Here is a 13,676-nt window from a genome sequence, read left to right on the forward strand (position 1 = left end):
GTATCATGGGTTTTGGGTCTGTCTGGCACTGGGTCATCGTTTTGCTGGTCGTGCTGGTGCTGTTTGGTCGCGGCCGCGTTTCGGACATCATGGGCGATTTCGGCAAGGGTATCAAAAGCTTCAAGGAAGGCATGGCCGACGAAACCGACCGTCCCGCAACGCCGCCCCCGGCCCAGATCGAAAGCAAGGGCGAGCCGGTCAAGCCTGCTTCGAGCCCGGTTGGCACCGAAGAAAAGACCGGCCAGAACTGAGCCTTTCTTACCTGTTCCTCGCAAGATTGGCCTGACGCACTGTGCTGTTTGACATTGCCCCTTCGGAATTTCTGCTGACGGCGGTGGTCGCCGTGGTGGTGATCGGCCCCAAGGATATGCCCCGCGCCATGCGCACGATCGGCAAATGGATGGGGACGGTGCGCCGTGTCTCGGGCCATTTCCGCTCGGGCATCGAAACCATGATCCGCGAGGCGGAAATGGAGGAGATGGAGAAGAAATGGCGCGAGCAGAATGAGGCGATCATGAAGGCCAATCCGCCAGAGGCTCTGCCCTTGGCGGCCGTGCCGCCCGAAGTGATCGCCCATGCGCCCAGCGAGCCTTTGGCGGCGGGCAAATTGCCGAGCGCCCAATTGCCGGGCGCCGAATTGCCCGTCGATCCCCATTCGGCCAGCGCGCGCGAACATGCCGCGCATCATCCGGCGCAACCCCACGATGGCCATGAACAGGTCGAAAAGGCCAAGGGCGAATAAGCGATGGCGTTTGAAATCAAGGATATCGACGAATCGCAGGCCCCGCTGATCGAGCATCTGGTCGAACTGCGCTCGCGTCTGCTCAAATCCATCGCGGCCCTGTTCGTCGCCTTTGGCATCTGCCTCTATTTCGTGAACCCGATCCTAGCCTTTCTGGTGCAGCCGCTGCGCGATGCGGCGGGCACCGGGGGCAAGCTGATCTATACCAAGCTCTATGAAGCCTTTTTCGTCGATCTGAAGGTCGCGCTGTTCGCCGCCTTCATGCTGGCCTTTCCGGTGATCTCGAACCAGATGTGGGCCTTTATCGCGCCGGGCCTTTATGCCAAGGAAAAGAAGGCTTTTCTGCCCTTTCTGATCGCCACGCCGGTGCTGTTCCTGTCGGGTGCGGCACTGGCCTATTATGTGGTGATGCCCACAGCCTTCCGCTGGATGCTGGGCTTTCAGGGCAATCGCGGCGGGGTCCAGATGGAGGCGCTGCCCAGCGTCGGCGATTACCTCGGGCTGGTGATGCAGTTCATCCTAGCCTTCGGAATCAGCTTTCTGCTCCCCGTTCTGCTGCTACTGCTCAACCGCGCGGGGATCGTGACGCGCCAGCAGCTTTCGGGCGCGCGGCGCTATGTGATCGTCGGGATCACGGTGCTGGCCGCCGTGCTGACGCCGCCCGATGTGGGCTCGCAATTGATGCTGGCCGTGCCGCTGATGATCCTGTTCGAAGGTTCGCTGGTGGTGATGTGGTTTGGGGAAAAGCGCGCGGCCAAGGCTGAGGCTAAGGGCGAGGTTGAGGTCGCAGGGTAAGAAGGTTTGCCTCCGGCGGGCAAAGGGCGGGGGCCCTTTGCAATCCCTTTATGGGGTGGCGTCAGGTTTGCAGACGTAGTTTTATGGTTTGAAAGCCTGCGGCGCGGAGAGGTCATTCTTATCCGCGCCGCAGGCTTTATTTTTCAACGCTGCGTCTGACACTCAACGCCGAACCCCATGCGCAACGAAGACAGTAACGGGAGCGCGAGGGTCTAGACCCTCGCATTCATCCCTTACTTCTTCCCCAACTCCCAAACAGGCTTACCCTCCACCCACGTCTGCAACACCCTGGCCCCCCGGATTTTCTCCGCACTGTCGGTCATGGGATCAACATCGACCAGCACGAAATCCGCCTGCCAACCCGGCCTTAACTGGCCCAGCTTCCCTTCGGCGAACCCGGCAAAGGCGGCGCCTGTGGTATAGGCGGCCAGCGCCTGCGTGCGGGTGAGTTTTTCCTGCGGCTGCCATCCACCGGCGGGCTGGCCGTCGGCGCCTTCGCGGGTGATGGCGGCGGCCATGCCCGCAAAGGGATCGGAAACCTCGACCGGCGCGTCCGAGCCAAAGGCCAGACGCGCACCGGCCTTCAGCATCGAGGCCCATGCATAGGCCCCGTTCAGCCGGTTCGGCCCCAGCCGCGCTTCGGCCATGATGCGGTCGCTGGTCTGATGGATGGGCTGCATGCTGGCGATGATGCCGTTGCGGCCAAAGCGGGGGATGTCGGCGGGATCCACGATCTGGGCATGTTCGATGCGCCAGCGCCGGTCGCCCTGATAGGTCTGCGCCACATCCTCGATGGCCGAGAGCAGCGTGGCATTGGCCGCATCGCCGATGGCATGCACGGCCACCTGAAAATGATCCATCGCCGCGCGGCTCATCAGGTTTTTGAGCTGCGTCTCGGTCAGGAAGGGCAGCCCGCTGGTCGCCGCATCGGCATAGGGCGCTTTGAGCCACGCCCCGCGCGAACCCAGCGCCCCGTCCAGATAGAGCTTCACGCCATTCAAGCGCAGCCGGTCGCCATAGAGCCATGGCGTTGGCCCCGGCCCGCCAATCAGCACCGTGTTGGCGATGCCGTCGCCATAGGCCATGACGCGCATCTTCAACCGCGCCTCATCGCCCGCGCGGCGCATCGTCTGCCAGTCCTCGATGGAGGTACCCATGTCCGCCGCCGCCGTCACCCCGCGCGAAAGGAACAGTTCCTGCGCCTTGGCCAGCGCGGCATCGCGGTCTTCCGGGCGCGGGGGAGGCACGATCTTGGCTACCAGCGCCATCGCCCCATCGACCAGCACGCCGGCGGGCCGCCCTGGCGCTGCCTGAGCCTTGCCCGCCGGTCCCTTTTTGATGGCCGGGGACGCGGGCAGGCGTTCGATCCGCCCGCCGCTGGGGTCTTTCGTGGCCGCCGTCACGCCAGCGGCAGCAAGAGCCTTGGAATTGGCCCAGCCCGCATGGCCATCGACCCGCTCCAGCCAGACCGGGCGGTCATCCACCGCCACATCCAGCTCCGCCGCCGTGGGGAAGCGGCCCAATTGCCACAATTCCTGATTCCACCCGCGCCCGATGATCCATGGGCGGCCGGGAAATTGCGCGGCATAGGCGCGGATCTTGCCCTGCGCCTGCGCCAGCGAGGTGGTGTCCGACAGGTCGAGCGTGAGCGCCGCGATCCCCACACCCATCACATGCGCATGGGCGTCGATCAATCCGGGCAGCAGCACCGCCCCGCGCCCATCGGCAGCGAAATCCAGCCTTGTCGGGCGGGGATCATCCTCGTGCAGCAATTGCAGCACGCGGCCGTCGCGGTCGATGACGATGCCGTTGAAACGCTCGACATTGCCCGCCGCATTGAGCGTCAGGCCCCGAACGTGATCGACCAGCGTATCGGCATGGGCCGACCCGGAGCACAGCAATCCCGCGACCAGCGCGGCAAAAGATAATCTCATCGAACCCCTCGTTTGGGCAGGCGGCGAAGAATGGCGCTGGTGTCCTGACGCCCGCCGCCCATGGCCTGAATGTCGGCGTAAAGCTGGTCGATCAGCGCGGCCACCGGGAAGGACAGGCCCAGCCCGCGCCCTTCATCCAGCGCCAGCCCCAGATCCTTGCGCATCCAGTCGATGGCAAAGCCGAAGTCGAACCGCTCCTGCGCCATCGTGTGCCAGCGGTTGTCCATCTGCCAGCTTTGCGCCGCGCCCCCGCTGATCGCCTCATAGACCTTGTCGAGATCGAGATGCTCGGCCTGCGCCAGACGGAAGGCTTCGGCCAGCGCCGCCGTGACGCCCGCCAGCGCGAGCTGGTTGACCATTTTGGTGGCCTGTCCGGTGCCTGCCTTGCCGATATGCACGATGCGCCGGGCATAGGCGCTCATCACCGGGGTGGCGGCGGCCACGGCATCGGCCCGCCCGCCGCACATCAGAGTCAGCGTGCCCGCCTCGGCGCCCGCCTGCGCCCCGGTCATCGGCGCATCGACACAGCGGATTTCCTTGTCGCGCGCCTCCACCCCGATTTGCCGGGCGATGCGCGCCGACACCGTGGTGTGGTCGATAAACAAGCCTCCGGGATGAAGCGTGGTGAACACGCCCTGCGGCCCCAGCACCACCTCGGCCAGATCATCGTCATTGCCAACGCAAGTGATGACCACATCCGAACCATCGGCGGCGTCGGCGGCATTGTTGGCCTCGCGCACCGGTATGTCGGGGTTGGCCTCGCGCCACAGCGCGATCCGCTTGGGGCTGCGGTTATACAGGGTCAGACTGTGTCCGGCATGGCCCAGATGGCGGGCAATCGGCCCTCCCATCACACCAAGTCCGATGACGGCAACGCGGCGAGGAGCAGAAGCAGGGTCGGTCATGCAGGCCGTATTAGCCGGTTTGTGCGCGAAGGGAATAAGGGAAGTGCGGCGTGAGGAGATAAAGCGAGGAGGTGAGGTAAAATCCTCGCATAATCGCGGTTTCTTGCGAAAGGTTTTTCCGCTAGGGGCGCAGGATTATGACTGAGGCAAACATCACGCAAATCGGCGCCACCGCGCCCCTGCTCACCATCGATGACATCCGCGCCGCCGCAGGGCGAATTGCGGGCCATGTGGTGCGCACCGACATGGACCATTCGCGGACCCTGTCGAAGATTTGCGGCTGCGAAGTCTATCTCAAGTTCGAAAACCTCCAGTTTACCGCCGCCTATAAGGAACGCGGCGCGCTCAATGCCCTTTTGCATCTGACCCAGGAACAGCGCGACCGGGGCGTTATCGCCGCAAGCGCGGGCAATCATGCCCAGGGCCTGTCCTATCACGGCAGCCGTCTTGGCGTGCCCGTAACGATTGTCATGCCCAAGACCACGCCCACCGTGAAGGTGATGCAGACCGAGAGCGTGGGCGGCAAGGTCGTGCTGGAGGGCGAGACGTTCGATGAGGCCTATGCCTATGCGCGCAGCATGGAGAAGCAGTTGGGCCTGACCTTTGTTCATCCCTTCGATGACCCGCTGGTCGCCGCAGGACAGGGGACGGTTGCGCTCGAAATGCTGGAGGATCAGCCCGATCTCGACATGCTGGTGATCCCGGTGGGCGGGGGCGGCCTGTCGACCGGCATGGGCACGGCGGCGCGCGCGATCAAGCCGGGCATCGGCCTGATCGGGGTCGAGGCCGAGCTGTATCCTTCGATGTACAACCTGCTCAAGGGCACCAATTACCCCATCGGCGGCGACACGCTGGCCGAGGGGATTGCGGTCAAGGAGCCGGGCGAGTTCACCTCCAAGGTGCTGGCGCAATTGCTCGACGATTTCGTGCTGGTGTCGGAAAGCGAGTTGGAACATGCGCTGTGCCTGTTGCTCAACATCGAAAAGACGGTGGTCGAGGGCGCGGGCGCGGCGGGTCTGGCCGCGCTGATGGCGCATCGCCATCTGTTCAAGGGCAAGAAGGTGGGCATCGTCCTGTCGGGCGGCAATATCGACCAGCGCCTGCTGGCCAATGTGCTGCTGCGCGATCTGGCGCGTTCGGGCCGTCTGGCGCGTCTGAAGCTGACGCTTCAGGACCGCCCCGGTGCGCTGTTCAAGGTGGTCGAGGAATTCAACCGCCATCAGGTCAATATCATCGAGGTCTATCACCAGCGCATCTTCACCCATCTGCCCGCCAAGGGGCTGACGGCGGACATCGAATGCGAGGCGCGCGACGGCGAACAGATCGACGCATTGGTTAACGCCCTGCGCGCCAAGGGCTATGAGGTGGTGCAGGCCGAAGTGAGCTGAGGAAACCCACAGGGGGTCGGTTAACGCGATCCTGACCCCCTGTGCCTATATGAGGCAATGGATGAAATTAGCGCCAAAATAACGGTTAAACGCTTTGACGCCATGAACCAGCGGGGCATAAAGTCGGCCCATGGCGCGCAATGACCGAAAGCGGGAGCCAACCCGCCGGTTAACAGACAAAGCGTCTTGGCCAGTTTAAGGATCGCAAAAACAGTGACCGCCCCCGTTCGCTTTCCCCGGTTTTTCGTGACGGCGCCCGCGCCATGCCCCTATCTGGCGGGCCGGACCGAACGCAAGGTGTTTACCGAACTCAAGGGCCCCCATGCCGATGCGCTCAACGATGCGCTGGGCCGCATCGGTTTCCGGCGCAGCCAGACGGTGGCCTATCGCCCCTCCTGCGTGGATTGCAGCGCCTGCGTTTCGGTGCGCGTGGTCACGGGCGAATTTGTCCCCAATTCGGCGCAGAAGAAAAACCTTAAACGCAACAGCGATCTGGTCGCCTCGGTTTGCCACCCCTGGTCCACGGCCGAACAGTTCGCCTTGCTCCAGCGCTATCTTGCCGCACGCCACCCCGGCGGGGGCATGGCGACAATGGACGAGGTGGATTATGCGGATATGGTGGAACATACGCCGGTCACCAGCTATGTGATCGAGTATAGGGAGCCCTCGACCGGTTCTCAGCCGGGCCGTCTTGTGGGGGCCTGTCTGACGGACCGGCAGGGCGATGGGTTGTCGATGATCTATTCTTTCTATGACCCAGAACATGCGACACGGACCGGGCTTGGCAATTATATCATCCTTGATCACATCCGCAGGGCGGCCAGCGAGGGCCTGCCCTATGTGTACCTCGGCTATTGGGTCGATGGGTCCGAAAGGATGCAATATAAGGTCCGGTATCGTCCGCTCGAAAGGCTGGGGCGTGATGGATGGGTGCGCCTGTCCGATGATGAACAGGATGCGCTTATCCGCGCCACCGCAGGCCGCAGCGGGCCTGCCGAACCCGCGATGCGCGATCCTGCCACTGAGGGGCGGGAAGACGGGAGCGCCGAACCTGGCAAGTTTGACGCGGGCAAATTTGTCGAGCGCGATCCGCAGGATCTATGGAGCCGCAGCAGCCGGTTCTAAAACCGACTGGCTGGGCGGGGCCGCGCTGGCGCTGGTGCTGGCCGGGGGGGCGCCGCTGGCCGCGCAGCAGCGCCAGACCGATGATGACCTGCGCGCGCTGATCCCCGATGCGGCGCTGAGTGATCCCGAGGGCTGGGCCAAGGCGCAGGCGGCCAAGAAATCGGTGGCCAAAGAGGCGCCGCCGCCCGTTGCGATTGCCCCGCTTGCGGCCTCCGCCCCGCCGGTCAATCTGGCCGCGCTGATCCCTGATTCGCCGATGGATGTGATCGCCGGGCTCGACCTGCCCTGGCCCGAACCGGGCAAGGAGGAGGCCACGATCCCGATCCCTGCCGCTCTGGCCGCGCAGGAGGATGGCGAAACGCTGGCCGCCGCGATGGAGCGTGTGCCGCCGCCGGGCGCGGCGCGTCTGGCTGCGCGCAATCCGGCGGATGCCAAGGCGCAGGGCAAAGAGCAAGCCAAAGAGCAAGAGCGCGAGACGATACTGGCCACGGGCCGGGCGCGGCTGGTGTGGCCCGCCGATGCGGTCGCCATGCCCGAGCGCGAGGCGTTCGAGCGCCGCTTCCGCGATCTGTCCGCGCTGCAGGGGCTGGGCGCGCATGATGCCGATGCGCTGGCGCAAGTGGTGGTGCGCGGCAGCAGCGACCGCAAACTGCTGGAAAAGCTGCTGCGGGTCTATGGCTATTACGATGGCGAGGTGACGCAATCGCTGATCGGGCCGGATCCGGGCGCCGATGGCACGTCGGGGTCAGGCGCTGCTGCGCCGCCCACCGGGGTGCGTTTCGATATGGAGCCGGGCGCGCGCTATCACATCGGCGCGATCACGACGGGGCGGCTGGACGATACGGGCAAGGATGCCGCGCGGTTGCGCGCTGTGCTGGCGATCAAGACCGGCGATCCGCTCGATATGGACGCGATCACGGCGGGCACGAACGATCTGGCCAAGGCGCTGGGCGAGGCGGGCTATCCCTTTGCCAAGGTGCCCCCGGCCTCGCTGACCATCGACCATGCCCGCGACGAGGGCGATGTCGATGTGGCGGTCGAACCGGGCGGGCAATATCGCTATGGCGCGATCACCTCGGCGCTGCCGCGGGTGATGTCACCCAATCATCTGGGCGATATTGCGCGGTTCAAGCCGGGGCAGGTGTGGAACCAGAAGGACGTTGAGGACCTGCGCCGCGCGGTGCTGGCCACGGGCCTTGTCGCGGGCGTCAATGTCACCCCGCGCGAAACCGCCCCGCCCAAGGATGGCCAGCCCGGCGTGGTGGCGCTGGACGTGGCGATGAGCCGGGCGCCGGTCCACACCATTGCCGGCGAGATCGGTTATGACACCGGGCAGGGCGCGCGCGTCGGGGCCAGTTGGGAAAACCGCAATCTGTTTCCGCCTGAAGGCTCGCTGAAACTGCGCGGGGTGGTGGGCACGAACGAGCAGTTGGCCGGGGCCACCTTCCGCCGCGCCAATTTCCTGGGCCGCGACCGACAATTGACGGTCGATCTTTATGCCACGAACACCACGCTGATCTCCTATGCCGCGCGCAAGGTGGCCTTTGCCACCAGCTATGAACGGCTGACCAACCTGTTGTTTCAAAAGCCCTGGACATGGTCGATGGGGCTGGAAGTCGAAGCCTCGGAGGAGCGCGAGGGCGTGCCGAGCGGGGTGACCACCGGGCGTATCCTGTATATCACCACCGCGCTGCCGCTGCGCGCGGGGATCGACAGCACCGACAATCTGCTCGACCCGACCAAGGGGCACCGCGCCTCGCTTCGCATTTCGCCCGAACAGAGCTGGGCGCGCGAAACGCAGTCGCGCTATGCCCGCATTCAGGCCGATGCCAGCTTCTATCGCTCGTTCGACAAGGTTGTGCTGGCGTCGCGCGTGCGGCTGGGCACGATGCCGGGCAGCGACATCGACTATGTTGCGCCCTCGCGGCGGTTTTATGCGGGCGGCGGGGCCTCGATCCGGGGCTATGGCTATAATCTGGTCGGCCCGCGCAACGCTCTGGGCGAGCCCAAGGGCGGGCGCTCGCTCTATGAATTTTCGATCGAGGCGCGGGTCAACACGCATTTCTTTGGCGGCGCGCTGCAACTGGTGCCCTTCCTCGACGCGGGCGGGGTCGAGGCGGGCACGGTGCCCAAATTCAACGACTGGCGCTATGGCGCGGGGTTGGGCATCCGCTATCGTACCGGCTTTGGCCCGATCCGCATTGACGTGGGCACTCCGCTCAATCCAAGGGCGGGGGACAGCCGGATCGGCGTCTATGTCGCACTGGGACAGGCGTTCTGATGACGCAGGGGGCGGACATTCAGGAACAGCCACAGCCGGAAGCGCCGCAGCAGGACGCGCCCCGCGTGCGCGGCGGGCTGGGCTGGCGCAAATATGCGCTGGGCCTGCCGTTGGGGATTGTGGGCGCGGCGGCGGCCTTGCTGGTCGGGCTGGATACGCCGATCGGGCATCGCCTGATTGCCGATATTATCGCGGCCAACGAACTGGACAATGGGCTGCGCGTCTCGATCGGGCGGATTGAGGGGTCGATCTATGGCCGGGCGCGGCTGTCGGGCATCGTGCTGCGTGATACGCATGGCATTTTCCTGCGCGCGGGCGAGGGCGTGTTCGACTGGCGCCCGATCAACTGGTTCTCCTCGGGGCTCGATATTCGCGAGGTGGTGCTGCGCCGCGCCACGTTGCAGCGCGTTCCCGAATTTCGCGCGACGGCGGCCGATGCGCAATTATGGCCCGATTTCGATGTGCGGCTCGACCGGGTGGCGCTGGAAAAGCTCGTGATTGCCAAGCCGGTGCTGGGGGTGGAGCGCCGGATCGATGCGCAGGGCAGCCTGCGCGTGGCCAAGGGCCTTGCCGCGATCCGGCTGAACGGCAGGCTGGGGGGCGAGGATCGGCTCTCGCTGGTGCTGGACGCGCAAAGGGCGCAGGATCGGTTCGCCCTCTCGCTGGACTATAACGCGCCCAAAAACGGGCTGCTGGCCGCGCTGACGCGCAGCCGCGCCGCGCGCGAGGTCCGCGCCGAGGGCCGGGGAAGCTGGAAGGTCTGGTCTGGCTGGGCCAAGGCGCAGCAGGACGGGCGCAATGCCGTGGCGGTCAATTTCGCCAACAGCGAAGGCGCGGTCCGTTTCGACGGCAAATTGTGGAGCGATCCGGTGCTCTCCGAAGGGCAGCGCCATACGCTGGGCGGCGGGGTGATCGCGCTGGCGGGCAAGGGCGTGGTGGCGGATCGGCGCTTTACCGGCGATCTGTCGGCCCGCGCGCCCAATCTGAGCGGGCAGGGCAAGGGCGTGCTGGATCTGAGGCGGCAGAGTTTTGTCGACTGGGAGCTCAATCTCAAGGGCGGGCCGCGCCTGCCTTTGGGTAAGGATGACGAATTCGCCGGGCTGGAGGTCCGCGCGCTGATGAACGGGGCCTTTGCCTCCCCGCGCGCGCATGTTGTCGCCCGGACCCTACGCTGGCGCAGCCAGACCACGGTGTTTGAGGGCATGACGGCCGATGGCAATTTGCGCCGCGAGGGCGCGCGCTGGGTCCTGCCCGTGCAATTGACCGCCGCGCAGATCCGCACGAAAGACGGCAGGTTCGATCCCGAATTGCACCATGTCCGCGCGGCGGGAACGCTGGCGCTCGAGGGCATGCGGCTGACCAGCGCGGACGTGGCGCTGGCCATTCCCCATGGCACCGCGCGGGCCAGTCTGAACGCCGATCTGGCGCGGGGTGACTGGGTGATGCAGGGCAAGGCGGGGCTGCATGGCTGGCCCCTGTCGCTGGGGCCTGCCGATGCGCAGGGGCAGGTGCGGGTCAGCGGGGCACGGGGCGCGCCATGGCGGGTCGCGGCCGATGTGACGGGCGGCATCGCCCAATTGAGCAGCCATAGTCTGGAAAATCTGACGGGCGGCGCCTTGCGCTTTGCCGGCCATGTCGATGTAGCGCAGGGCAACCATCTGGCCGTCACGCGCGGCCGGATCGATGCGCCTTCGTTGCAGATGGTGCTGGAGGGCGGGCGCGACGGCGACGGCCGGATCGCGTTGAATGCGCGGGGGCAGCAGGAGCGCTATGGCAGCTTTGCCGGTGAACTGAGCATTGGCGATGGCGGCCCGCGCGGTCAGGTCCGTCTGCAGGACCCGCTGCCGACCCTGGGCGTCAAGGATGTGCTGGTGGTGCTGACGCCGGAGGCCGACGCGCTGAAGATCGAGGCGCGGGGCGATTCCACCGTCGGCCCCTTTACCGGGACGGCGGGTTTGATCGTGCCCAAGGGCGAGGGACGCACAAGGCTGGAATTGCGCGATTTCCTCTTGTCCAGCACCCATGTCACCGGCTCGGTGATGCTTGATGACGAGGGGGCCGACGGGCATCTGACTGTCTCGGGCGGCGGGGTGGCGGGGCTGATCGCTCTGGCGCCGCGCGGGGGCGGACAGAGCGTGGATGCCTCGCTGGATGCGCACAATGCCCATTTCGAGGGCGAGCGGCCGCTGACCATCGCGTCCGGGCGGCTCAAGGTCAGCGGGCAATTGCTGAAACAGCATACGACCCTGTCGGCGGATTTGTTTGCGCAGGGGATCGGCAAGGGCAAGCTGTTCATCGGGCGGCTGGGGCTGGCGGCGCGGCTGAACGATGGCAATGGCACGGTCAATGCCACGATGGGCGGCCGCAAGGGCAGCCGTTTCGATCTTCAGGTGAGCAGCGATATCGCGCCGGGCAAGGTGTCCGTGCTGGCCGGGGGCAGTTTTGCCGGGCAGAAGATCGCCATGCCGCGCCGTGCCCTGTTCACGGTGGAAAGCCGCGATGGAGCGCCGGGCGTATGGCGTCTGGCGCCCAGCCAGATCGACTTTGGCGGCGGGCGCGTGGTGGCGCAAGGGCTGATCGGCAATGGTTCGACCGAGCTGGATCTGGGACTGGTCTCGATGCCGCTTTCGCTGGCCGATGTGGTGGTGCCCGACATTGGCCTAGGGGGCAAAGTGTCGGGCAAGCTGACCTATGTGCAGCGTCGCGAGGCTCTGCCCGAGGGCGAGGCAAGGGTGATCGTCAAGGGGCTGACGCGTTCCGGGCTGATGCTGACCTCGCGGCCGGTCGATGTGGCGGTGGTCACGCGGCTGGGCGCGCGGGCGCTCGATCTGCGCGCGGTGGCCAGTGAGGGCGGCGCGGCGCGCGGGCGTTTGCAGGCGCGGATCGACCAATTGGCCGACACGGGCGCGATCAATGAAAGATTGGGCGCAGGAAGGTTGGCGGCGCAGATGCGCTATGCCGGGCCTGCGGATGCGCTGTGGCGGTTGATGGCGCTGGATGCGTTTGACCTGTCGGGGCCGGTGGAGATCGCCGCGGATATGAGCGGGACGCTCGACGATCCCAGCATTCGCGGGTCGCTGGCGGGCAAGGGAATGCGGTTACAGAGCGCGGCCTCGGGCACGGACATTGGCAATGTCGATGTCAAAGGCGATTTCGACGGCTCGGCGCTCAGCCTCAGCACGCTGTCGGGCGTGGCGCCGGGCGGTGGGCTGGTGACGGGCAGCGGCCGGGTCGATTTCGCCCAGATGGGGCCGGGGCGCGGGCCGTCCATCGACGTGGCGCTGGCGGCGCGGCGGGCGCAATTGATCTCTCGCCCCGATATGGCGCTGAGCGCGTCGGGGCCGATCCGCATCATGTCCGATGGCATGACCGGTACGATCGCCGGGCGCCTGACGATTGATGCCGCTCGCTGGCGGCTGGGTCAGGCGAGTTCGGCGACGGATCTGCCCAGCCTGCCCACGCGCGAGATCAACCGGCGCGCCGATATCGCCCCGGCCTCCGAGCGCGATATGCCCTGGCGGCTGATGGTCGATGCGTCGGGTGGGAATATTCGCCTGTCCGGGTTGGGGCTGAACAGTTTGTGGAACGCGGATCTGAAATTGCGCGGGGCCTTGCAGGAGCCCGCCATCAGCGGGGCGGCCACGCTGGTCGAAGGCAGCTATGATTTTGCCAGCAAGCATTTCGACCTGACGCGCGGGCGGATCAGCTTTGATGGATCGACCCCGGTGGACCCGAGGCTGGATATGGCCGCAACCGCCACGGTCAACAATCTGACCGCGACGGTGACGGTGCGGGGCACGTCGCTGCGTCCGGAAATCGCATTCTCCTCGGTGCCTGCGTTGCCGGAAGAGGAATTGTTGTCGCGCATCCTGTTCGGCGATTCGATCACCCAGATTTCCGCGCCTGAGGCCCTGCAATTGGGGGCCGCGCTGGCGGCACTGCATGGCGGCGGCGGGCTGGATCCGATCAACAAGCTGCGCAGCGTGATCGGGCTCGACCGGCTGCGGTTCGTATCCGCCGATGCCACCATCGGGCGGCAGACGGGCGTGGCTGTGGGCAAATATCTCGGACGGCACATCTATGCCGAGATCGTGACCGACGGGCGCGGCTATTCGGCCACCAATGTCGAGTTTCGTCTGACCAGTTGGCTGGCGTTGCTCGGCACGGTGGCGAGTACGGGGCGGCAGAGTGTGAATGCCAAGGTGTCGAAGGATTATTGATTTCGGGGGAGGTTTATGCCTCCGGCGGGCAAAGGGCGGGGCCCTTTGCAATCCCGTTAATGTCGGTGTTGTGTGTGGGGGCGGCCTTTTGCGTCGGACGCGGCCTTGAAATTTTAAAGCCTGCGGCGCTGATCGGCACTAGGCCGCCGCGCCGCAGGCTTTCTAACCTACTGCCTTTACCACCCCGCTGCCGACCACGCGCAACCCCATAATGGGATTGCAAAGGGACGAGTCCCTTTGCCCGCCGAAGGCAACTGCCAACCCCTAACGCAACAAAAAAGGCGCC

9 protein-coding genes are annotated in these 13,676 nt (G+C 65.8%); 7 read left to right on the forward strand and 2 right to left on the reverse strand.

Translation table 11 applies throughout. The features are described from left to right. The first annotated feature begins 5 nt into the window (after positions 1-5). Genes BGP00_RS18320 through tatC form a run of 3 tightly spaced genes read left to right on the forward strand, consistent with a single transcriptional unit; the run spans position 6 to position 1,537 of the window. On the forward strand, positions 6-251 hold the full coding sequence (locus tag BGP00_RS18320; protein WP_168605062.1) for a twin-arginine translocase TatA/TatE family subunit: 246 nt from the start codon (positions 6-8) through the stop codon (positions 249-251). A gap of 44 nt (positions 252-295) precedes the next feature. After that, a complete protein-coding gene (tatB, locus tag BGP00_RS18325) occupies positions 296-742 on the forward strand; it encodes a Sec-independent protein translocase protein TatB (RefSeq protein ID WP_292691635.1) in 447 nt (148 codons plus the stop codon). Positions 743-745: 3 nt separating this feature from the next. Next, on the forward strand, positions 746-1,537 hold the full coding sequence (gene tatC, locus BGP00_RS18330) for a twin-arginine translocase subunit TatC (RefSeq protein WP_168605063.1): 792 nt from the start codon (positions 746-748) through the stop codon (positions 1,535-1,537). Positions 1,538-1,770: 233 nt separating this feature from the next. Here the strand turns inward: tatC and BGP00_RS18335 are convergent, their stop codons facing one another. Then, entirely contained in the window at positions 1,771-3,471 is a 1,701-nt protein-coding gene (locus BGP00_RS18335; RefSeq protein WP_292691341.1) for an amidohydrolase, read from the reverse strand. Further along, positions 3,468-4,376, reverse strand: a complete 909-nt coding sequence (locus BGP00_RS18340; RefSeq protein WP_168605065.1) for an NAD(P)-dependent oxidoreductase — start codon at positions 4,374-4,376, stop codon at positions 3,468-3,470. Before BGP00_RS18340 ends, BGP00_RS18335 begins: the two co-directional genes overlap by 4 nt. Before the next feature lie 137 nt (positions 4,377-4,513). Here BGP00_RS18340 and BGP00_RS18345 point away from each other — a divergent pair, with 137 nt between their 5' ends. The 4 genes from BGP00_RS18345 (at position 4,514) to BGP00_RS18360 (ending at position 13,390) form a co-directional block, all read left to right on the forward strand. Then, positions 4,514-5,764: a threonine ammonia-lyase gene (locus BGP00_RS18345; RefSeq protein WP_168605066.1), complete on the forward strand. Its 1,251-nt coding sequence runs from the start codon at positions 4,514-4,516 to the stop codon at positions 5,762-5,764. A gap of 213 nt (positions 5,765-5,977) precedes the next feature. Continuing rightward, on the forward strand, positions 5,978-6,889 hold the full coding sequence (locus BGP00_RS18350) for an arginyltransferase (RefSeq protein ID WP_292691339.1): 912 nt from the start codon (positions 5,978-5,980) through the stop codon (positions 6,887-6,889). Continuing rightward, on the forward strand, positions 6,840-9,170 hold the full coding sequence (locus tag BGP00_RS18355) for a BamA/TamA family outer membrane protein (protein WP_292691337.1): 2,331 nt from the start codon (positions 6,840-6,842) through the stop codon (positions 9,168-9,170). Before BGP00_RS18350 ends, BGP00_RS18355 begins: the two co-directional genes overlap by 50 nt. Further along, entirely contained in the window at positions 9,170-13,390 is a 4,221-nt protein-coding gene (locus tag BGP00_RS18360) for a translocation/assembly module TamB domain-containing protein (protein WP_292691335.1), read from the forward strand. Before BGP00_RS18355 ends, BGP00_RS18360 begins: the two co-directional genes overlap by 1 nt. The last annotated feature ends 286 nt before the right edge of the window (positions 13,391-13,676 follow it).

The sequence above is a fragment of the Novosphingobium sp. 63-713 genome (assembly GCF_001898925.1).
Lineage (GTDB): Bacteria > Pseudomonadota > Alphaproteobacteria > Sphingomonadales > Sphingomonadaceae > Novosphingobium.

What these genes read in the sequence shown, in the direction of transcription:
- BGP00_RS18320 (WP_168605062.1), top strand. Translation starts at nt 6, where the DNA reads ATGGGTTTTGGGTCTGTCTGGCACTGGGTCATCGTTTTGCTGGTCGTG.
- tatC (WP_168605063.1), top strand. Translation starts at nt 746, where the DNA reads ATGGCGTTTGAAATCAAGGATATCGACGAATCGCAGGCCCCGCTGATC.
- BGP00_RS18335 (WP_292691341.1), bottom strand. Translation starts at nt 3,471, where the DNA reads ATGAGATTATCTTTTGCCGCGCTGGTCGCGGGATTGCTGTGCTCCGGG.
- BGP00_RS18340 (WP_168605065.1), bottom strand. Translation starts at nt 4,376, where the DNA reads ATGACCGACCCTGCTTCTGCTCCTCGCCGCGTTGCCGTCATCGGACTT.
- BGP00_RS18345 (WP_168605066.1), top strand. Translation starts at nt 4,514, where the DNA reads ATGACTGAGGCAAACATCACGCAAATCGGCGCCACCGCGCCCCTGCTC.
- BGP00_RS18360 (WP_292691335.1), top strand. Translation starts at nt 9,170, where the DNA reads ATGACGCAGGGGGCGGACATTCAGGAACAGCCACAGCCGGAAGCGCCG.